This window comes from Paraglaciecola sp. 2405UD69-4, assembly GCF_047525415.1.
Classification (GTDB): Bacteria; Pseudomonadota; Gammaproteobacteria; order Enterobacterales; family Alteromonadaceae; genus Paraglaciecola.
The window spans coordinates 305893-327257 of record NZ_JBLIXM010000001.1; the positions used below are offsets into that span (position 1 = coordinate 305893).

The 21365-nt window shown below is 40.4% G+C and carries 19 protein-coding genes; 15 read left to right on the plus strand and 4 right to left on the minus strand.

Annotated features, from left to right (window positions below; translation table 11 throughout):
* Window positions 1-150: 150 nt before the first annotated feature.
* The 5 genes from ACMUMK_RS01395 (at window position 151) to ACMUMK_RS01415 (ending at window position 5179) form a co-directional block, all read left to right on the plus strand.
* A complete protein-coding gene (locus tag ACMUMK_RS01395; protein ID WP_414699340.1) occupies window positions 151-768 on the plus strand; it encodes an epimerase in 618 nt (205 codons plus the stop codon).
* Window positions 769-1491: a tRNA1(Val) (adenine(37)-N6)-methyltransferase gene (locus tag ACMUMK_RS01400; RefSeq protein WP_414699341.1), complete on the plus strand. Its 723-nt coding sequence runs from the start codon at window positions 769-771 to the stop codon at window positions 1489-1491. It abuts the gene before it with no gap.
* A gap of 57 nt (window positions 1492-1548) precedes the next feature.
* Entirely contained in the window at window positions 1549-1926 is a 378-nt protein-coding gene (locus ACMUMK_RS01405) for a hypothetical protein (protein WP_414699342.1), read from the plus strand.
* A gap of 814 nt (window positions 1927-2740) precedes the next feature.
* Complete coding sequence (locus ACMUMK_RS01410; protein ID WP_414699343.1) at window positions 2741-4540, plus strand: hypothetical protein; 1800 nt, start codon at window positions 2741-2743, stop codon at window positions 4538-4540.
* Window positions 4541-4630: 90 nt separating this feature from the next.
* Window positions 4631-5179, plus strand: coding sequence for a hypothetical protein (locus ACMUMK_RS01415; RefSeq protein ID WP_414699344.1), 549 nt, complete (start codon window positions 4631-4633; stop codon window positions 5177-5179).
* Window positions 5180-5250: 71 nt separating this feature from the next.
* Here ACMUMK_RS01415 and queG read toward each other — a convergent pair whose 3' ends face one another.
* Window positions 5251-6396 carry a tRNA epoxyqueuosine(34) reductase QueG gene (queG, locus tag ACMUMK_RS01420; protein WP_414699345.1) on the minus strand — a complete coding sequence of 382 codons (1146 nt, stop codon included), beginning with the start codon at window positions 6394-6396 and terminating at the stop codon, window positions 5251-5253.
* Between queG and ACMUMK_RS01425 the strand changes: the two genes are divergently transcribed.
* From ACMUMK_RS01425 to ACMUMK_RS01470, 10 genes are all read left to right on the plus strand, one after another.
* Window positions 6390-7943 (plus strand): NAD(P)H-hydrate dehydratase, encoded by a 1554-nt coding sequence (locus tag ACMUMK_RS01425; RefSeq protein ID WP_414699346.1) that lies wholly within the window; start codon window positions 6390-6392, stop codon window positions 7941-7943. The two genes, queG and ACMUMK_RS01425, sit on opposite strands and share 7 nt — an antisense overlap.
* Window positions 7940-8431, plus strand: a complete 492-nt coding sequence (gene tsaE, locus ACMUMK_RS01430; protein ID WP_414699347.1) for a tRNA (adenosine(37)-N6)-threonylcarbamoyltransferase complex ATPase subunit type 1 TsaE — start codon at window positions 7940-7942, stop codon at window positions 8429-8431. Before ACMUMK_RS01425 ends, tsaE begins: the two co-directional genes overlap by 4 nt.
* A gap of 9 nt (window positions 8432-8440) precedes the next feature.
* Window positions 8441-9775, plus strand: coding sequence for an N-acetylmuramoyl-L-alanine amidase (locus ACMUMK_RS01435; protein WP_414699348.1), 1335 nt, complete (start codon window positions 8441-8443; stop codon window positions 9773-9775).
* A 28-nt stretch (window positions 9776-9803) separates the two neighbouring features.
* Complete coding sequence (mutL, locus tag ACMUMK_RS01440; RefSeq protein ID WP_414699349.1) at window positions 9804-11633, plus strand: DNA mismatch repair endonuclease MutL; 1830 nt, start codon at window positions 9804-9806, stop codon at window positions 11631-11633.
* Window positions 11612-12583, plus strand: a complete 972-nt coding sequence (gene miaA / locus ACMUMK_RS01445; protein ID WP_414699350.1) for a tRNA (adenosine(37)-N6)-dimethylallyltransferase MiaA — start codon at window positions 11612-11614, stop codon at window positions 12581-12583. Before mutL ends, miaA begins: the two co-directional genes overlap by 22 nt.
* A gap of 77 nt (window positions 12584-12660) precedes the next feature.
* Window positions 12661-12906, plus strand: coding sequence for an RNA chaperone Hfq (gene hfq / locus ACMUMK_RS01450; RefSeq protein ID WP_414699351.1), 246 nt, complete (start codon window positions 12661-12663; stop codon window positions 12904-12906).
* A 17-nt stretch (window positions 12907-12923) separates the two neighbouring features.
* On the plus strand, window positions 12924-14213 hold the full coding sequence (gene hflX / locus ACMUMK_RS01455; protein ID WP_414699352.1) for a ribosome rescue GTPase HflX: 1290 nt from the start codon (window positions 12924-12926) through the stop codon (window positions 14211-14213).
* An 84-nt stretch (window positions 14214-14297) separates the two neighbouring features.
* The gene (gene hflK / locus ACMUMK_RS01460; RefSeq protein WP_414699353.1) at window positions 14298-15455 is read left to right on the plus strand and encodes an FtsH protease activity modulator HflK; all 1158 of its coding nucleotides are present in this window, start codon (window positions 14298-14300) and stop codon (window positions 15453-15455) included.
* A 3-nt stretch (window positions 15456-15458) separates the two neighbouring features.
* Complete coding sequence (hflC, locus tag ACMUMK_RS01465; protein ID WP_414699354.1) at window positions 15459-16340, plus strand: protease modulator HflC; 882 nt, start codon at window positions 15459-15461, stop codon at window positions 16338-16340.
* 153 nt (window positions 16341-16493) lie between these two features.
* Window positions 16494-16880, plus strand: a complete 387-nt coding sequence (locus ACMUMK_RS01470; RefSeq protein WP_414699355.1) for a DUF1304 domain-containing protein — start codon at window positions 16494-16496, stop codon at window positions 16878-16880.
* Here ACMUMK_RS01470 and ACMUMK_RS01475 read toward each other — a convergent pair.
* The 3 genes from ACMUMK_RS01475 to ACMUMK_RS01485 are packed head-to-tail and all read right to left on the minus strand — an operon-like array spanning window position 16877 to window position 21362.
* A complete protein-coding gene (locus tag ACMUMK_RS01475) occupies window positions 16877-19027 on the minus strand; it encodes a putative bifunctional diguanylate cyclase/phosphodiesterase (protein WP_414699356.1) in 2151 nt (716 codons plus the stop codon). The genes ACMUMK_RS01470 and ACMUMK_RS01475 overlap by 4 nt on opposite strands.
* Before the next feature lie 8 nt (window positions 19028-19035).
* On the minus strand, window positions 19036-19527 hold the full coding sequence (locus tag ACMUMK_RS01480; protein ID WP_414699357.1) for a Rab family GTPase: 492 nt from the start codon (window positions 19525-19527) through the stop codon (window positions 19036-19038).
* A gap of 41 nt (window positions 19528-19568) precedes the next feature.
* A complete protein-coding gene (locus ACMUMK_RS01485; RefSeq protein ID WP_414699358.1) occupies window positions 19569-21362 on the minus strand; it encodes an OmpA family protein in 1794 nt (597 codons plus the stop codon).
* Window positions 21363-21365: the final 3 nt, after the last annotated feature.

A 21365-nucleotide genomic window follows, 5' to 3' on the forward strand; every position in this document is an offset into this window, starting at 1 on the left:
CCCTGAAGTAAAGTGTTGTCTTGTAGACCTTGATTTGAGGAGATTAATTTTATTATTTTTATAAGAAATCAGAGTTTCTTGGTATCTTGTACCCATCGGCGCCATTGTATGGGTTTCAACCTAAATGGTAAAACCAAAAGGCTTTAGAATATGTTAAAAAAAGCGTTAGTTCTTGGTGCTACTGGATTAGTAGGGAAAACACTAGTTAGGCTGCTATGTGCAGATGATAGGTATGACACAATAGTCTGCTTGATACGCAAGCCATTACCTAAGCATTACTTTTTTGTTGAGTCACAAAAACTACAGCTGATAGTCGTTGATTTCGATGAGCTAGATGAATACCAAGGGTATTTCTATAACACCCACACTTATGTCTGTTTAGGAACAACGATTAAGAAAGCTGCAACCAAAGCTGGGTTTCGTAAAGTGGATTTTGAATATGTTCATGTAGCGGCACAGCTTGCTAGAAAAGCGCAGAGCTTTGTTTGGATATCTTCAGTTGGAGCTAATGCCAACAGTGGTAACTTTTATTTGAAGGTAAAAGGTGAGTTAGAAAATGCCATATTAAGTATGCCTCAGTTAAAGAATGCGTCGGCGGTAAGGCCATCTTTATTACTAGGTGAGCGCCAAGAGTCCCGCCCCTTAGAAAAAATAGGTGCTTACATTAGTATTATGTTGTCGCCACTTTTAGTTGGCCGGCTTAGAAAATACAAGCCAGTGACAGCTTTAGATGTGGCTAGACAAATGATCCGTTTGCAGGTTTTTTAATTGGTAAAACAAGGTTTTCAGTTTAAGCAGTTCTTTATAGAGCATACCCATTGCGCTATGAAAGTAGGTACCGATAGTATTATGCTCGGCAGTTGGGTTGTGCCTAATAAACCCCAGCGTATACTAGATATAGGGACTGGTAGCGGGCTATTGGCTATCATGTTAGCCCAAAAAGTCTCAGATAAGTGCGATATTTACGGAATCGACATAGATGAGATTGCTATTGAGCAGGCGAGGCTTAATGGTAGGAATAGCCCTTGGTATCAGCAACTTTCATTTGAGCATAAGCCTTTACAAGAGCTATCAGAAACTCATCAATATGACTTAATTATCAGTAACCCTCCTTATTTCACTGTTAATTCACGGGCGAATAAAAAACAATCAAAAAGTACTAGAGTTAATGCGCGGCAAACGCTAACGTTAGAGCATCAAGTATTGTTGAAGCAGGTACGCAATAACCTAAGCTTAGGTGGTATTTTTTATTGTGTATTACCTTTTGATCTCGCTTCTGGCTTTATTGAGTGTGCCCAAAGTATGGGACTTTTTTGTATTAAAGAGCTTCATGTAAGCACTAAGCCGGAGAAGGTAGCGATTAGGATTTTATTGGCGTTTAGCACCAATATCACCCCCAAAGTTATTGAAAAAATAAATATATACAATGAGTTAGGAGAATATTCTGCAGAGTATTGTTTCCTCTGTAAAGATTACTATCTTAATTTTTGAGCATTTTTTGTGAGTTAGTCTGTCTATGTAATAGGAACACTATATTTAGGAGGGATAATGAAAACATTTGAATTACCTAAGTCAATTTCTTCACTTACTGAAAAGCTACAAATCGTACAGATGTCCTGGCAAGGCGTCACAGTACAACTTCCAAAGTTCGCAGTCTATGCGATTATTAGTCAACCTGTATTCGATCGAGTTGTGTTTAGGCATGGGCGAAAGATAGCTTTAATCAACTTAGGCCGTTATCAAATACCTATTTTGGATCCATTTCGGGGGGATATTAGTATAGGCTCTCGATATGCCATAATTATTAGCCATGCCCGTGGTAATAAATTTGGATTATATGGTTACCCTGCAGATCATATCGATACCGATATACAAGTTGTAACACACCATAAAGCTGTGCCACAGATAGTAAAAGGTTACCTGTAGCACCAACTACTATTAGTGTTGTTTATGATTGATTATTCTTACGATTTAGGCGGATAAGGTTAGCTTTTGAGTCGTGTCTGCTTTTGCATCCCTTAGCCACATATGAATTAACTAAAGTCTTTATAAATGCCATAAATAGCAGGTGTTTAAGTACTAGATATTTTTTATATAGCTTCTCAGCCCAATAAAATTAAGACGTGTAGCGATACAAAGTTATTTTTGAATGGAAGAAACGACAACTTTATGAGAATAGTTATCATTTATAGTTTTGGGCTAGTTTTTATACCTTGTTGTTTTCTGAAACTGTATTCCATTTAACTTGCTGTATCTTTTCAAGTACATTTTGAAATTCAGCTTATTGTTGTCACTCATTTATCTATAAACACCTATTTGATAATGGTTATCATTTGTATTTTGTCTCATTTGCTCTCATTCTGCTCACTTTTAAACCTGCTAATAATCTAAAACTATGTAGCTTTTCTCACACTGTTAGCTGCGTTATTTTAACTGTTTTTTGTTTCATTCATCATGTTTGTATCCAGGCATCAGCCATTTGGTCGGTAAAATTTTGGTATTTAATAAAGTTGGTGGTTTTTTTAAATTTTTTAAAAAAACAAAGGCTTACCTCTGTTTTTCTAGGGACTGATGTAACTTTATATAAGTGTTTTCAAACTATTAATCAGAATCTGTTTTTATCTTAAATACATGGTTTGGCTATGTTTTTGCAATTGGCTTTGGCAAAGGTATTTCGAAATTTCGATATCTTTTGCACATTTTTTAGGTAGTCAAATCCCAGAGGATATTTATGTTAAAAATGAAGATTAGAAACTGCGTAGTGGCAAGCTTATATGTGTTGCCATTGATTACGAGCGCTGTATACGCGCAAGATCAAAATCGCGGTGGTAACCAAAGAAACAATGAAACTTCAAGGATGTCGAATACACAACGCAGTGGTTATTTAGGTCGGCTAAGTGAAAGCGTTATCTTGGCGGGTAACTTAGATGCTTTGCAATCAACTGCAGATTTAGATGATTTTTATGATGATATTGAATCAGTTAAAGAGCGGGTGCAATTTTGGCATACAGTAGCAATTGATACTGTTGCCCTTGACCATACCGCTGATCCTGACATTGAAGATTACTCTCCAAGTCAGGGGGGGCCGACTCGAACGAGTCGAGCCCTAGCCATGGTGCAAATCGCTGTATTTGATGCCCTCAATCATTTTGAACAGGAGTATCAATCTTATACTCCGGCTCTAGAAGGATTTGAAAATGCATCTGAACACACAGCTATTGCATATGCAGCTTACAACACCCTAGTGGCTTTATACCCTCAACAAGCAGCAAGGTTAGCTGAGCTATTAGCTGAAGATGTAAGCCGTATTGCATCTTTCACTGATGAAGATCCACAGGCCCAAGGGCAAACACTTGGAACTAGTATATCGGAAGCTATTCTTTTGGCTCGTGCAGAGGATGGCTCTAACCACAACGAACCAAACTTTGGGGAAGGTGGTGAAGTAGCAGACGGCACTAGCACTTACTACGGTACTGATGTAAATGGAGGCTCTAGATTAACGGGAGAGTGGACACCGGACCCTAATACGCCAGACTTTTCTGGTGATTACAACCTTTCCCTAGGTGCCTATTGGGGAAAGCTTAGGCCTTTCTTTTTAGAATCGGGCGATCAGTTTAGAGTCCCTGCGCCACCTGAGTTTGATTCCGAGGAATACGCAGAAGCTTATGCTATTACTGCATCAGTAGGAGGCTCGTTAGAAAATACTTTTACACCAAGTACGAGCACTGACGATACTCGTTTTATAGCCAATTACTGGGGATATGATGGGGTGCCGCTAATTGGTGTGCCGCCTAGAGTTTACAATCAAATTTTATCGCAAATAGCCAGTGCTGAACTAGATGATGCTGTTGACTTGGCTCGTGTTTTGGCTTTAGTCAATGTGGGGATGGCGGATGCCGCGATCGCTGCTTGGGATAGCAAGTACTATTACAATTTTTGGCGACCTGTTACTGGCATAAGGGCTGACGATGGCGCTGTTGCGACTGTTACTGATGAGGATTGGGATCCCATAGGAGTTTCAGTGGTGAATACAGAAGAGGCTATTAGAGCAACTCCTCCATTTCCTGCTTACCCATCTGGCCATGCAACTTTTGGCGCTGTGACATTTGAGGTATTGCGTGAAATGTTTGGTGATAATACTGCTTTTACTTTTGTGTCTGATGAGTACAACGGCGAAGGCGTAGATCCATTTTTCCCAAATATACCGCGGGCCTTTGTTCCTGTTCGTTTTTCTACACTGTCAGACGCTCAAGAGCAAAATGGTGTGAGTCGAATATACAACGGCGTGCATTGGGAGTTTGATGATACTGCGGGTCAAGAGCTAGGGGTGCAAATTGGCCAATACTTGCTAGAAGATACAATTGCCTTTAGCAGTAATAATCAAAACGATGGCCGAGACGGTGGTGGTAACGATGGCCGAGATGGCGGCGGTAACGATGGCCGAGATGGCGGCGGTAACGATGGCCGAGACGGTGGCGGTAATGATGGCCGAGACGGTGGTGGTAATGATGGTAGAAATGGCGGTGGTAACGGCGGGTAAACCTCGCAATACAAAATAAAGGCTACAGAGGAGCCATGGTTTTAATTGTAGTTCCATCTCTTTGTAATAGTTAAGTTACAGGACATTGAAATGAAATATAAAAATACAAGCATAGTTTTAGGGATATCTTGTGTAAGTGCCTTCCTATTTTTAGGCACGGCTACAGCTAATAATGATATTGATACTACTGACGTAAATAAAAGTAGTAGCGTAAACCTTGAGCCTGCGAACCCAAGATCTTTTGAGCATATAGTTAAGCTCTTGCCAGAAGATTTTAAACCTGCCTTTACGCGAGAAACCGTTCTCAAACTAAATGGAATTGTGAGGCGCTCTTATGAGGTGATTAATGAGTTTGATAGCTTAAAAAAAGGGAATGAAGCTAGCTTGCTCTTAGTTGATTCAAAGGCAACAGCTGAACAGATAAAGCTCGCAAATAGCCAGTTCAATGAGATGCAAGCATTGAGTGAGCGCTCTAAGTCTGCTTTAGAAGATATGATGAAAGCCGTTGATACTTTAAAAGCAAGCCAAGAACACTACAATTCTGCTGTATTAGCGGGAATGGTAAAGTTTGTGAAAGTAGTGGAACATGAAGTTAATGAGCATTCTACGCTTTTGGCTAAGGTGGTTAAACAAGCCTAAAAAGCGGTGAAACTAAAAACAGATTACTGTGTGTCAGCATAGTGATCTGTTATTTTTTTAGCCTTAAATGTTTACGCGTCCCTAGGTAGACCTTTTTGTATACTGCGTATTAGCCTTAAAGTGGTGCGCTTTGTATTATCTTCTGTAGCACTTTGTTTTTCTTGGTGTTGCAATAACGCCCATCGAATGTGCTCAGCAACTAAACTAGATGAGTTTGTTAAGGCTAATGCTAGTGCGTTCACAATCTCTTCTGAGTAGGGAGCGTTACCTAAGCCTACTGCTAGATTACGTTGCCACCGCTCATATCCAATCCGTCGTATTGCAGAACCTTCTGTCTTTTTAAGAAACGTGACCTCATCCCATGCAAATAAATCCAGTAGTTCCTTACCTTGTAATGAAGCTCTTGGGTGAAAGTCTTGTTCGTCAGTAATGTTTGCGTAGCGATTCCAAGGGCAAATTAACTGGCAGTCATCACAACCATAGACTCTGTTGCCAATCAATGGACGAAACTCCTCTGGGATTGCGCCTTTTTGTTCGATTGTAAGGTATGAAATACAGCGTTTTGCGTCTACCACATAAGGCTCTACTATGGCTTGAGTCGGACAAATGGTAATACAGGCTGTGCAATCTCTGCAGTTTTCTTGAACTGCTTGGTCAACGGGAAGGGGAATATCTACAAATAGCTCCCCTAAGAAAAACCAAGAGCCAGCCTCTTTATTGATGGTGAGAGAGTGTTTACCCGTCCAGCCTAGCCCGGCTTTTTCAGCTATGGCATGCTCAAGGACTGGGGCAGAATCGACAAATGGTCGAAAATTTAAGTCTTCACATTCTGTGCGTATTTTCTCGCCTAGCTTTTTTAAGCGAGAACGTAAAAGCTTGTGATAATCACGACCAAGTGCGTAACGGCTAATATAAGCTTGTTCTTTGCTTTTTAGATTATGGGCAAACTTAGCGTCTGGAGGTAAATAGTCCATGCGAACGCTTATGACTCGAATAGTGCCGGGGAGTAATTCAGCTGGCCTAGCCCGCATCATTCCGTGTTCAGACATATATGTCATCTCACCAGCATAGCCCTTATTTAGCCATTGCTGCAGCTTGTCCTCGTGCTTAGATAAGTCAACATCGCAAATACCAACTTGCTGAAACCCTAGCGCTTTGCCCCAAGCCTTGATATTTTCACTTAATGTAGACAATTCTTTAGCGCTAAGTGATGACATTACCCAACCTGTTAACCAATCAATCGGCAGCGAGTTTAGCACATAAGATAGTGAGTTCTGAACAAGTTAGGCGCTTTGAGTCTGAGGCTGCCTTAGCTGTCGGGTGCACCTTATATGAACTGATGCAAAGAGCTGGTAAAGCCGCATTTGAGGTTTTGTGTAGCCATTGGCCCGAAGTAACTCGCATACTAGTAGTGGCAGGTAATGGAAACAATGCCGGTGACGGATATATATTGGCAACCCTTGCAAAGCTTAAAGGCATGAAGGTAGTCATTGCCTGCGAAAACCCTAGTCGGCTTTTATCTGGCTCTGCTCGGCAAGCTCAACAAGAGTGGGTTCAGGCTGGTGGCATGACAGTTAGCTTTTCAGAAGCTGTTTTCGACGGGATTGAGTTAGTGGTCGATGCATTGCTGGGTACAGGTGTAAGTGGCCCAGTTAAAGAGAGCTTTCAAAAACTAATAGTGAAGCTTAATAACGCGCAGCGCCAAGTGCTGAGCTTGGATTTACCTTCTGGCATGAACGCAGATACTGGAGCGCCTTTGCCAATATGCGTTGCAGCAGATGTAACGATAACCTTTGTGGCCATCAAGCCCGGTTTAGTTACTGGTAAAGCCAAGAGTTTGTGTGGGGGGCTCGAATATGATGATTTAGGCATAGGGGAGAGTTTTTTTAGATTAGTTAAGCCCCAAGGCAATATTGTTAATTGGAAAATGCTACAAACCCTTGCTCCTAGAGCTGTCCATGCCAATAAAGGACATTTTGGGAAGCTATTATGTGTAGGCGGTAACTTGGGAATGAGTGGAGCTATCCGTTTATCTTCCGAAGCGGCATTGCGCAGTGGAACTGGGCTTGTAAAAGTATTTTGTCATGAATCTAGCGCACTTGCTGTCAGTACCACAAGACCAGAATTAATGGTGTCGACGTCACATTTAACAGAAGCGTTAGACTGGTGTACGAGTATTATAATTGGGCCAGGACTTGGAACGGATGAGTGGGCTAAACAGCAATTTAAAACCGTTATTGCACATGTTAAGGAACACAATAAACCCATAGTTATTGATGCTGATGGTTTAAACTTACTGGCATTAAATGCTGATAATATCCAAGATGATATCGCCGGCTTGTCCCATTGTGTTTTAACTCCACATCCAGGTGAAGCTAGTCGCTTATTAAATGAAAGTGTTCAAGAGGTTGAAGCTGACCGTTACACTAGCTGCAAAGCGCTGGCGAATACATTTCAGGCCACATGTTTACTTAAAGGGGCGGGAACTGTTATCTGCTCTGCTAGTCATAAAGTTACTGGCCTAGCATCCCATTGGATTTGTGATGGCGGTAACCCAGGTATGGCAACAGCCGGTATGGGAGATGTTTTGACTGGAATCATAGGCTCTTTTTTAGCTCAAGGTATGCAGGTAGAGCAAGGGGCGGTTTACGGTACTTGTGCCCATGCACAAGCTGGAGATAAGGTTGCCAGAGAATATGGAGAACGTGGTATGATGGCGTCAGATTTATTACCTGCTTTAAGAGCTACCATTAACAACTTATGACAGACATTAAGACCCCAACTACAGTGAATTGTGAAGTATATACCTGTGAACTTGAAGATGAAGAAGCAACCGTTGCGTTTGCTGGTAAGTTAGCTAAGTATTGCGATACAGGGCTAACTATTTATCTGGAGGGGGATTTAGGAGCAGGTAAAACCACTTTTAGTCGTGGGTTTATCCAAGCCTTGGGCCATAAAGGCAAAGTGAAAAGCCCCACATACACACTCGTAGAGCCATATGAGTTAGAGGATTGGAGAGTGTTCCATTTTGATTTATATCGCTTGAGTGATCCAGAAGAGCTGGAGTTCATGGGGATCCGAGATTACTTTTCGCCCGATTGTATTTGTTTAGTGGAATGGCCAGACAAAGGCGAGGGTCTATTGGCAGCGGCTGATTTACACATTAGAATTGAATACACGTCGAAGGGGCGTACTTTGACAGCGCAAGCTCAATCAGACTCCGGCGCACAGTTACTTAACCGTTTACATTAGAAATTTAAAATGCAGAAGTTCGGGATAAATACAGTCAAACTTTTATTAATCAGTATCTTACTGATGGGATTTGGCCCTGTAAGTTTTGCTAAAAATGCTATTGAAGGGTTAAGAATTTGGCCATCACCCAACACTACTCGTTTAGTCTTTGATTTATCTGACACACCTAAATATACCTATTTTACATTACAGAACCCCTATCGTTTAGTTGTCGATATAGAAAATACACCTAAGACTTTTGATTTTTCGAAGGTCACAAATGAAAGTAAGCTGGTTAAAAAGGTACGTTACAGTAAAGCTAAAAAAGCCGGTTCTGTTAGGGTAGTTGTAGAGCTAAGTAAACAGTTAGAGAAAAATATCTTTGCACTGCCACCCACATCGCCATACGGAGATAGGTTGGTAATAGATTTGAATGATCCTGTTTCTGCAGCTCCCAAGGTGGTACTGGACGCTAAGTCTGGCACAGACAGGGATATTATTGTGGTGATTGATGCGGGGCACGGTGGTGAAGACCCTGGCTCTATTGGTAGAGGGGGGAGCTATGAGAAAAACGTTACCCTTGGAATAGCCAAACGTCTAGAGTCTCTTATTAATAAAGAAGAAGGCTTGAAGGCCGTAATGACTCGAACAGGTGATTACTACATATCACCTAATAAGCGGCCACAACTGGCAAGAAAACATAAAGCTGACTTACTGGTGTCAATTCACGCCGATGCATTTACAACGCCACAACCTAATGGTGCATCAGTGTGGGTATTATCCATGAAAAGAGCCAATACTGAACTTGGTCGTTGGATGGAAAGAACAGAGAGACATTCAGAGCTATTGGGCGGTGCAGCTGAAATTATTCAAGATACTGCCAGTGAACGTTATTTAGCTGAAGCGCTACTGGATATGTCTATGGATCACTCACTAACGACCAGTTATGACTTAAGCCGTGATGTTATCAGTCATTTAGGTAAAGTGACGCGATTACATAAAAGCAAACCACAAGCCGCAAGTTTGGCGGTATTAACATCACCAGATATACCTTCGGTATTAGTAGAGACCGGCTTTATTTCTAATCCCAAAGAAGAAAAAAATCTTAATTGGTCTGCATATAGGCAAAAACTCGCCCAATCCATATTTGATGGCATTAAACAGCATTTTAAAAGCTCACCCCCAGATAGTTCTTTATGGGCTAAGTGGAAAAGTGAGAACCGCACCCACAAAGTGCGTAGCGGAGAGTCCTTGTCATTGCTGGCACAACGATACAAAGTGCGGGTGAGTAGTCTTAAAAAAGCCAATAATTTAAATACTGATGTGGTGCGTATTGGTCAGGTATTGACCATACCACGAACCTAATTTTTACACTTCCAAACAAGGTATCAATTTGCCTATTCAAATTCTTCCTGCAAGATTAGCTAACCAGATAGCAGCTGGTGAGGTGGTTGAGCGTCCAGCATCAGTGGTTAAAGAGCTGGTGGAAAATAGCTTAGATTCTGGCGCAACCTCTATTGATATAGAAATTGAAAAAGGCGGCCATAAACGGATTTTAATTCGCGATAACGGTGATGGGATCGCCCACGAAGAGCTGGCTTTGGCATTAAGTAGGCATGCCACGAGTAAAATTAGTCAATTAGATGATTTAGAAGCGATATCCAGTTTAGGTTTTAGAGGGGAGGCTTTAGCCAGTATAAGCTCTGTTTCACGCCTAACGCTCAGCTCGAAACCAGATAAGCAAACCCAAGCATGGCAAGCCCATTGCGAAGGCCGTGATATGGAGGTGCAGTTAAACCCTGTTGCCCACCCCAAAGGAACCAGTGTGGAGGTTGTCGATTTATTTTTTAACACTCCTGCAAGACGCAAATTTTTGCGCACTGAAAAAACTGAATTTACCCATATTGATGAATTAATGCGGCGCATAGCGTTGAGCCGTTTTGATGTTAGTTTCACACTTAAGCATAACGGTAAGTTATTGCGTAAATATCCCGCTAAAACTGCAAACGCTAATGGAATTAAGCGGGTAGCAGCTATTTGTGGTCAGGCATTTTCAGAACACGGGATAGCGTTAAATAGTGAATATGAGGAATTTAGTTTAACAGGATGGTTTAGCCCTCCTGAATTCGCTAAACCGCAGGCTGATTTTCAGTATTTTTATGTAAATGGCCGTATGATGCGTGACAAGTTGATTAATCATGCCTTACGACAGGCTTTTGAAGGAGTTGTGGCTGACAATAATCAAAGTGCTTATGTTTTATATTTAACTTTGCCTGCAGAGCAGGTAGATGTAAATGTTCACCCAGCTAAACATGAAGTACGCTTTCATCAAGCAAGAATTGTCCATGATTTCATTTTTAGAGCATTAAATGATGCTTTAAATCAATATCTTCAAGGTAGTAGGCAAATCTCTGAGCCTCAGGTTTTAAAGCCAGCAGAGCCAAGCCATGACTATATTGTGCCCCTGCAGACTGAAGTGACTCAAGCTCCAACGAGTCGAGAACCGGTACCAAGCTCAAGCCCGAATAGAGATTACTTAGGGCAAAAACTTGCTAGACAAAAGCAAGTGTATCAGGCTGAAGTTGTGAGCAAGTCCGCCTCTAACTATCAGCAGCTGATGACGCCCGCCAGTCAATCGAGTAACACGGGCGCGAGTATTTCTAAAGGAAGAGCCAACCCTGTAAATAGTGTTGCTTTCCAGAGTAGTGAACTAGGTCAATGGATAAGGCTGAGTGATAAGCAAATCATGATAGCAAACGAGAGCAACTTTTATTCATTGGATATTGCCCGGTTATATCAGTATGTTTTAGTTAACAAGTTTGCCAATCAGATGCCTGCCATGCAGCCATTGTTAATGCCTGTGTCTATTCAAGCTACTGCTGAGTTATTGAATCAAGCAAAAACCTTATATCAACCGCTTTTAGACAACAGCGTAGAAATCGGTTGGACACCTAACCGCATTCTCCTTCGTAAAGTACCGTCTGAATTCAGACAGTTTCCTTGGGCGGATATACTAGAATCAACATTAAACTGTGAAGACGTAGACACTGTAGCTGTGCGTAAGCATCTGTTGTCATGTATCTCAGAAGCGAAAGAATTTTCTAATCAACAAATCCATGAGATGTGGTTGGCATTATTATCGAACGATACAAATTTAAGAGGGGCTTTGAGTGACATTGCGATTGAAGTGCCCATGCAAAAATGGATGAAAAGTATATTGTGACTAGTTTTACACCAGCCCAAAACAAAGACTTGCCCCCTGCAATTTTTTTAATGGGCCCTACCGCGTCAGGTAAGACAGATTTAGCCATTGAGCTTTGCGAAAAATTAGGCTGTGAAATTATTAGTGTGGATTCGGCCTTAATATACAAAGGAATGGATATAGGCACGGCCAAGCCAAGCATGGAAGAGCAGCAAAAAGCGCCCCATCGGCTAATTGATATTTTAGATCCAGCAGAGAGCTATTCAGTTGCTGATTTTCGCAGAGATGCATTGTCCGCTATGGAAGAAATTACCAAGCGCGGAAATGTGCCACTGCTAGTGGGCGGAACTATGATGTATTACAAAGCCCTTGTGGATGGTTTATCACCTTTGCCTGAATCAGATAAAAATGTCCGACTAGCTCTCGATGCTCAGGCGAAAGAGCAAGGTTGGGAAGCATTGCATAATAGGCTAAAAGAGGTCGATCCAGAATCAGCGGCTAGAATTCATCCAAATGACCCTCAACGCTTAACAAGAGCATTAGAAGTTTATCTTCTAACTAATCGCACTATGAGTGATTACTTGGCCATAAAATCTTCCCCGATACCATATAACATCACGCAATTTTGTATTGCACCCAGTGATCGCAAAGTTTTACATCAACGTATAGCTTTACGCTTTCAATTAATGATGAAAGCAGGGTTCCGTGAAGAAGTAGAGAAACTAAGGGCTAGAGGGGATTTGCATCTAGACTTGCCATCAATGAGATGTGTAGGATATCGCCAAATGTGGCAGCACTTAGATGGTGATTTTTCAGAGGAAATCATGCTTGAAAAAGCAATTGCAGCCACTCGCCAGTTAGCAAAAAGACAGTTAACATGGCTACGGAGCTGGGAAAATATTATACCGCTAGATACCTTTGAAGAAAACAATCTGGCCAAAGTGATTGCCCTAGTTAATTTTCAACGCTAGTGTGGCTATACAGGTATATGATTTACTGTATAATCTTCACTGGAGTTTTTTCTAAATAATAAAAAAAAGGAAATACAATGGCTAAAGGGCAATCGTTACAAGACCCGTTCTTAAATGCGCTGCGTAAAGAGCGTATTCCGGTTTCTATTTACCTAGTAAATGGGATTAAACTCCAAGGACAGGTTGAGTCGTTTGATCAGTTTGTTATTTTATTGAAGAATACAGTGAGCCAAATGGTGTATAAACATGCCATCTCTACTGTAGTTCCTTCTCGTGCGATCCCAATGCCGGCTTCAGGCCAAGCGGAATCAGACGAAAATTAATAGTGTAGGAGAGCGGCTTGTTTGACCGTTATGAAACTGGTGAACAGGCAGTTTTAGTACATGTAGATTTTTCAGATGAAAATAGCAAAGAAGATTTATTAGAGCTTCAGCTCCTTGTATCTTCTGCAGGTGTAAATGCAATCGATGTGGTAACTGGCTCACGTCAAGCACCGCAAGCGCGTTATTTTGTTGGTAGCGGTAAAGCAGAAGAAATAGCTAACGCCGTTCGTGCACAACAAGCTGATATCGTTATTTTCAACCATTCATTATCTCCCTCTCAAGAGCGTAATTTAGAGCAGTTGTGCAAATGTAGAGTGTTAGACCGAACCGGTTTAATATTAGACATTTTTGCACAGCGAGCCAGAACCCACGAAGGTAAGTTGCAGGTAGAGCTTGCACAACTTAGGCATATCAGCACTCGACTTATTCGTGGTTGGACACACCTTGAAAGGCAAAAAGGTGGTATAGGTCTTCGTGGACCAGGTGAAACTCAGCTTGAAACTGATAGACGTTTACTGAGAGCACGCATTAAGGCTATTTTAAGGCGATTAGAAAAGGTACAGAAACAACGAGAGCAAGGCAGACGCTCTAGGATCCGTGCTGAAATCCCTACAGTTTCTTTAGTAGGTTATACAAATGCGGGTAAGTCGACCTTATTTAATACCCTTACTGAGTCTTCTGTTTATGCAGCAGACCAACTCTTTGCAACTTTAGATCCAACCCTTCGAAAAATTCAGTTACAAGATGTTGGGTCAGCAATTCTTGCTGATACGGTTGGTTTTATAAGACATCTCCCCCATGATCTAATAGCAGCATTTAAAGCAACACTTCAAGAAACGCAGCAAGCAGACTTGTTATTGCATGTGGTTGATTATTCTGATGATCAGTTTCGAGAAAATATAGATGAAGTAAATGATGTATTGGAAGAAATTGATGCTCATGAAATTCAGCAACTTGTGGTGTGCAATAAAATTGATCGTATGGAAGGTGTCCGCGCCAAAATAGATAGAGATGATACCGGGATGCCGATTCGGGTTTGGATTTCGGCTCAGCAAGGTATTGGTATTGAGCTTCTCAGCGAAGCGATAACTGAATGTCTCTGGAAGAATATGGTGCAACACAGTTTACGGATCCCTCCCGCTAAAAGTAACTTGCGAGGGGTGTTTTTCGATATGAATTGTATTGCTTCACAACGTTATGATGATAATGGAGATTGGCTGGTTGATGTGAAAATGGAAAAAAGTGACTGGCAAAGATTGATTAAGCGAGTGGATACAGATTTAGAATCGTATATAGTGCACAATTAATCACAATATATAGATCAAAAAGTTAAAAGTGGCGTATTGTAAGTAGGCTTAACTTATTTTGAATTAACTAGTTGGAGAATAATAATGGCTTGGAATGAGCCCGGTGGTAATAACAACGATCCTTGGAAAAATAAGGGCGGCCGAGATCAAGGTCCACCTGATTTAGATGAGGTGTTCAAAAACTTAATGGGTAAAATCAGTAAGTTCGGTGGAGGTGGTAATAGCGGCTCTACTGGCGGTAAAGGCTTAGGTGGAATTGGCCTAGCTGTCATACTTGGTATTTTGGTCGTGGTTTATGTCTTTAGTGGTTTTTACACTATTAGAGAAGCCGAACGTGGTGTAGTGCTTAGATTCGGTGAGTTCAATAAATTCGTTGAGCCTGGTCTGCAGTGGAAGCCCACTTTCATAGATAAGGTAGTGCCTGTAGATGTACAGACTGTTCGTTCCATGCCGTCTTCTGGCTCTATGTTGACTGAAGATGAAAATGTTGTTCGTGTTGAAATGGAAGTGCAGTACAAGATTTTAGAACCTTATAAATATACTTTCGCCGTGACTAGTCCAGAAGAAAGCTTAAGTCAGGCGTTTGATAGTGCCATTCGTTATGTGGTCGGCCACTCTAAAATGGACAGTGTATTAACTGCTGGTCGTGAAGAGGCAAGACAAAGTGTACGTAATGAGCTAATAGGGATTATTGAGTCATACGATATGGGTATTACTATAGTTGACTTAAACTTTAAGGACGCAAGGCCGCCCGAAGAAGTAAAAGAAGCTTTTGATGATGCTATTGCAGCTCAGGAAGACGAGCAACGCTTTATAAATGAAGCAGAAGCCTACTCTCGAGAAATTGAGCCTAGAGCCCGTGGTCAAGTCAACCGTATGGCACAAGAAGCACAAGCATATAAAGAACGTGTAACACTAGAAGCACAAGGTGAGATAGCCCGCTTTGAAGAGTTATTACCACAATATATAGCAGCTCCTGAAGTGACTCGCAGTCGTATTTATTTAGAAACCTTGGAAGAGGTTTACAGTAATACTAGTAAAATATTGATTGACACTGAGGGTACCGGCAACATGATGTATTTACCTTTAGATAAAATATTAGAGCGCCAATCTGGCCCAAGTATTCCAGCTAATATTCGTAGTACATTAGAAGGCTTACAAAACCAAGATGGTGGCAGCGAACCAGTATCAAGTAGCTCAAGAACCACTCGTGGTAATGGCTTACGTAGTGGGAGAAACTAAGATATGAAGAATTTTATTGGCGTTATTATCGTAGTTTTAGCTTTATTAGCTTCTGGTGCACTCTTTGTTGTTGATGAGGGTAGCAAGGCTATTCTAATTCAATTTGGTAAAGTGCAGCGTGATTCTGACACTGGAGATACAGTTGTTTTTGAACCTGGTTTACATTTTAAGCTCCCTTTCTTTGATAGGGTTGTAAAGTTAGATTCTCGTATTCAAACCTTAGATGAAGTACCAGACCGTTTTGTTACTTCAGAGAAGAAGGATTTAATCGTAGATCTATACGTAAAATGGAAGATAAAAGACTTTGCTACTTACTACCTAGCTACAGGTGGTATTAAAGGGAATGCAGAGGTATTACTTCAGCAGAAAGTAAACAATGGTCTGCGCTCCGAGTTTGGTACTCGTACTATTCAACAAATTGTTTCGGGTGAACGTTCTGAACTAATGGATGAAGCTATGCAACAAGCATCTTCTAGTTCTGATGAGTTAGGCATTGAGATTGTTGACGTTAGGGTTAAGCAAATCAATCTACCTCCTGAAGTGCGTAATTTTATATTCCAACGTATGCGCACCGAGCGTGAAGCGGTTGCTAGAGAGCATAGGTCAGAAGGTAAAGAAAAAGCCGAGTTTATTAAAGCAGATATCGATGCCAAAGTGACCGTTATGTTGGCAGATGCTGAACGTAATTTACGTAAACTCAAAGGTGAAGGTGATGCACAAGCTGCACAAATTTATGCTGAAACCTATACCAAAAACCCAGAGTTTTACAGTTTCTTACGTAGTATGGATGCTTACAAGAAAAGCTTTAGCAGCAAACAAGATGTGTTAGTTGTTGAACCTGATAGTGACTTCTTTAGATATATGAAAGGTCAGTCGGGTAAATAGTTATCCATTGAAAATGTAAAGCGCCGAAAGGCGCTTTTTTTTTGCTTATAAATGACACTTTTCATCTTAGTATTCAGAGCTATTGTTGCAAGTTTAAACAAATTACCACACTATAAAACCCATAATAACAATAAACGAATCAAGGATTTATAGATGGGCTTTTTTGCGGGATTTATGGTTTTTCTGGTAGCGGCTCTACACTTTGGGTTTTTGGTACTCGAAATGTTTTTTTGGGATCACCCTGTAGGTCAGAGAATCTTTTCAATGTCTGCAGAAGTTGCTAAGTCTTCTGAGATATTAGCCATGAATCAAGGTCTGTATAATGGATTTCTAGGGTTAGGCTTATTGTTAGGACTAATAACCGGCAATCAAACCCTTAAGGTTTACCTTTTGATTTGTATCGTCATTGCTGGTGTATTTGGTGGTCTTACAGCGCAAGCAAGTATTCTGTATATCCAAGGTTTGCCAGCATTTATTGCTTTGCTATTGGTTTTGAAGAATAAAAAACGTAAAGCGGGTGAACAACGTTTATTCTCTTAATTTTTATCTTTTAATAGACTACAAAAATGCTTAAATGCTAATGGTGGGCTGAATAGAAACCCTTGGGCTAGGTGGCAGTTGTTTTCTATAAGAAAGTTTTGTTGTAATTGTGTTTCTACGCCTTCTGCGATGACTTCTAAGTGTAAACTATTTGCCATTGATATTACGGCTAATATAAGTGCGCTGGCATTATCGGTACTGGACTCATTTAATTCTTTAATAAAGGCTCTATCAATTTTGAGATTGTCGATATGTAGCTTTTGTAGGTAAGAAAGAGAGCAGTATCCGGTCCCAAAATCATCAATAGAAACCTTCATCCCTAAATCATGAATTTGTTCAATTAAAAGGTGTACCTTTTCATAGTTTTCAATCAGTACCCCTTCAGTTAGTTCAAACTCTATATGGTGAGGGTCGACCATACAGTTGTTGATACTTGCTTGAATAAACTCAAAAAGTTGGCGGTCACTAATTTGGCGGGGCGACAAGTTGATTGATAAAGATAGCGATATACCTTGCTTGTTCAGCTCTGCCAACAAGCGGCAAGCTTCGGCAATGACCCACTTGCCTATTGGAATAATTAATCCTGTTTGTTCAGCTAAGGGGATAAACTCATCAGGTGAAACTAATTCTCCGCTTCCTTGGCGCCAACGGATTAATACTTCGGCTTTGATAATTTTGTTACTTGATAAGTCAATAATTGGTTGCAAGAATAGCTCAAACTCTTGTTTTTCTATGGCAACACGTAAGGCACTTTCCATCTCTCTTAGTTTACGAGAGTCATCAATTAATTTTTGAGAGTAAAATTGAACACTATTTATTTGTGTCTTGACTTGTTTGGCTGAATATACTGCTAAATCAGCGTACTTCATTAGCTCATCAGCGCTACTAGAGTCCAAAGGAAATAGTGCTGCTCCAACATTCAAGCCTATTTCACATTTTTGTCCAGCGCTTGGATAAAATGGGATATTACAGGTATTGATCAATTCCTTTGCAAACAAAGTGCATTGCTCTTGGTAATGATTAGATTGGCTAAATTTTTTTTCATCTAGCGTCATTATTACCGCAAACTCTGTTCCTCCAACACGCGCTAATAGGTCATCCGAACGGCATACTGAGATGAGTCTGGTCGCCAGTTCTTTTATGACTTGGTCTCCAATTTGATGTCCGTATAACTCATTGATACGTTTGAAGTTTTTTATGTCGCAATACAATAAACAAAAAGGCGAACTTTGATTTACTTTTTCTTCAAGTCTTTTCCAGAAGAACTGTCTATTAGGTAAATCTGTAACAGAATCGAAATGTACTAATTTTTCGTTTCGTTTGATGAGGAACTTAATTTGTGTAATATCACTAACACTCAACAGCCAATACAGTATGGTCTGATTGGTTGACATGATTGGATGAATGGTCATCTTTAACCATTTGCCATACCTAGGTGGGTTTAGCCAATAAAGCTCGCCGCTCCACGCACTTCCAGTGCTGAATACTCGTTCGCACTCAGGGTATTGAGCTCTAAAAAGTTCTATTACCAATCTATCTTCAGGTAAGTTTAATTGTATATTTGAATCAGCAAACAAGGTTTTCAAAGCTGGATTACTATTCAATAACTGCAATTCAGGGGTAAGGATTGCGACCCCTAAGTCAGTTTGTTCCAACGCTTGAGTGATCTGCTGTTTTAATGCGAAGCTCTCAGTTGGGTCACTGAGTAATTCGTCCATTTGTGAGTGAAGATAGTCATGTTGCTCAGCGATTTTATCTGCTGAGAACATTAATTCTCGAGCTACTTGAAGGGTTTGTTGCTTTTGTTTGTAGCTGGCATCTATTTTATTAATTATTAAGAATTGCTTTTGTTCTTTAAATAGAGCTGAGGCTTCTAGTCTAATCAGTTGACTAGGGAGCTGTTCTGACCATATACCTGAATCAATTTTGCCTTCTTTGGAAGATTTCCACAAAGCGTTTGCGTCAATCAAAAAGTCTAAGAGGTAAGGTGATGAATCTTCACTAAAGTTAAATATCCCTTTTGCTTCAGGCAGTAACTCTGCTCCCCAATCCTTTGGCATATGCATTACTTCGAAGTCATTATCGCCTACACATTGAATAATGATGCAATCTAGTAGGCCCAATGTATTAAGAAGTGATGCATCCATGCTTTATTTTACTCTACTATTAAATGGGCTAGGTGGGTAAACATAGCTTCAACATTTTCCCCGGTTTTTGCACTTGTATGGAATGTTTTTTCAAACCCACTTTCAATTTCTTTAAGTTCTGCTTCACTCCAATGCCAAGTTTCTGGTAGATCAGATTTATTGATTGCCAGTAGCCCAGGTATATCTGTGACTTCTTTAACCATTTTCTGAATTTCACAGCCTTCTAGTAGCGATTGGGAGCGTGTCTTATCGGCTACGATAATATAAGCTGCTGCGCCCCTAAGATATTTAGGCTGGAAGCCGCAATATCTGTCTATACCCTCAATATCCCAAATCATTAATGTGACAGGGCTTGAATCTGTTGTGACTAATTTTTTGTCAATCTTTACGCCTATAGAGGTTAGGTATTTTTCTGAGAATATACCTTCTACATATTGCTTAATTAGACTCGTTTTTCCTACACCAGATGCTCCAAGTAAACATATCTTTTTCTGCATCATGGTCTTTTTAAAGTCTCTATACTGAGTGTGCTTATCATCTTCTACTCGAGGTTGTTCTTGACGTGGTTATCTGCTGTAAAATATACCACATTAAGTAAGACCATCCGTGCGTCTTTTGGGCTAGTGCTTAAATCTATTACCCCTAATCCTATTGCATTTAAGCGGTTTTCGTCAATTCCAAGCTGATGTAATTTAAATTTAACATTATCTGCCCTTAATTGGCTTAGGGCTCTGTTGTAATTTGCTGTACCGGTGGGATCACTGGTGCCCATAATTATTAGGCTTAAGGATAAGTTTAGTTTTTGGGCAAGTGTTTCTAATTCTTTAAGCTGCTGAGCCACCATTGTTAATGTATCTAGGGCATTTTCAGGTAGGTCACTTTCACCATTGTTAAATGCAATTTTAGTTTGGTTTATTCTGGCTATCTTGATGTCTAAAACATTTTTCAAGAGTAAGGGATTATCTGCTTCAATATTTTGAGGTGCTAGAATATCTAATTTATCTAGCCAGGTACTTTTAAAGTCTAGGCCAACTATACTTTGCAAGCCTTGCTTTAAGCTAGCATGTTCATTAATAGATAACTTTCCAGAAAATTTGGGCTTCTCCCCTGTCCAAGATACATTGATTTTAGGGTATTGTTCCACAATACCTTGTACTTTTAGTTTAATAACCTCAGGCTCTAAAGATAAAAATGCCCGCTCTTTAATGTGTAATTTTTGTGGCTCTATATTTTGCTGTTCTAGCCAGTCTTCGATTGATAGGGCTGCAGGATCTCTTAGTATTTCTATTTCTACTTTGCTCAATCCTTTCGTGTCAGCTTGAGTAACAAAAATGCCAGGTTCGTTATCGACTTGCCTTACTTTATCTAGCAATACACTAGCTTGCCAATGTTTACCTAAAAGGTAACCTAAACAAATTATAATTAATGTTACTAACAGCCAAGCAAACCAAGGTTTTTTCTTTTTTCCTTGGTGCTCTGGTTTTAATTCTGAAACTAAGCAAGTGCGTAATTGGTTTTGGCTATGCTCGAAAGGAAGCGTATCACCATTAAATTCGGATAACTCCTTGTCATATAGTTTGTGAATTTCCTCTAAGGTTTTTTGTAACTGATTTGCTACCCCTTGAGGCATATTTCCGGTTATTGAGGCAACGACTACAGCTTTAGGACCAGGCTTAATCAGTAACGTGAAGTCATTGGTTCGTATTACATTTAAGTGTTGTTCGCTTGAATCTTGATTAGGGCGGAATGAGTCCGAAACAAAGTCATTGATAGCCGTTAGCATTGAGGACATTAAATCGGCATCTGTACCTGTACCTGTATCTAAACCATAGGATACTGAATTGAGTAGGAGTCCCGTTTCACTATGTATTAAAAAAACTTGCTCTACTCTAAATGCAAAAGTTTGGCTTGCAGCATATTGAGAAAAACTAACACCAGCCTGCCAAGCTTTGAAGCGCCATTTTAAGCCTTTTACAGTAAAACTATTTTCTAAAAGCGTGTTGGTTTTTTCTAAAAACTCAGTGATAAAGGCTGTAACAGATTTACGAACTAAGCTACCCACTATTGGATATAAGTAACCTACAAATTGCTGGCTATGATTGGTAATCGAAGTTTCGACGGACTTCTCAACAAGAGGCAACAATACAGTATTAACAGAGCCATCTTGCTTTTCTCTATCGTGCAGGGCTTCAGATAAAACTTCACTTACGAGTTCTCGAGCGTTTTGTTGTATTTTTTCTGTAACGTATTGGCCATCATCACCTAATATTATCTGACGCAGGGCTTGCATTTGCTGCTGAGATTCTTGTGATGAAGCTGCATTTTTTTCTGGCATTAC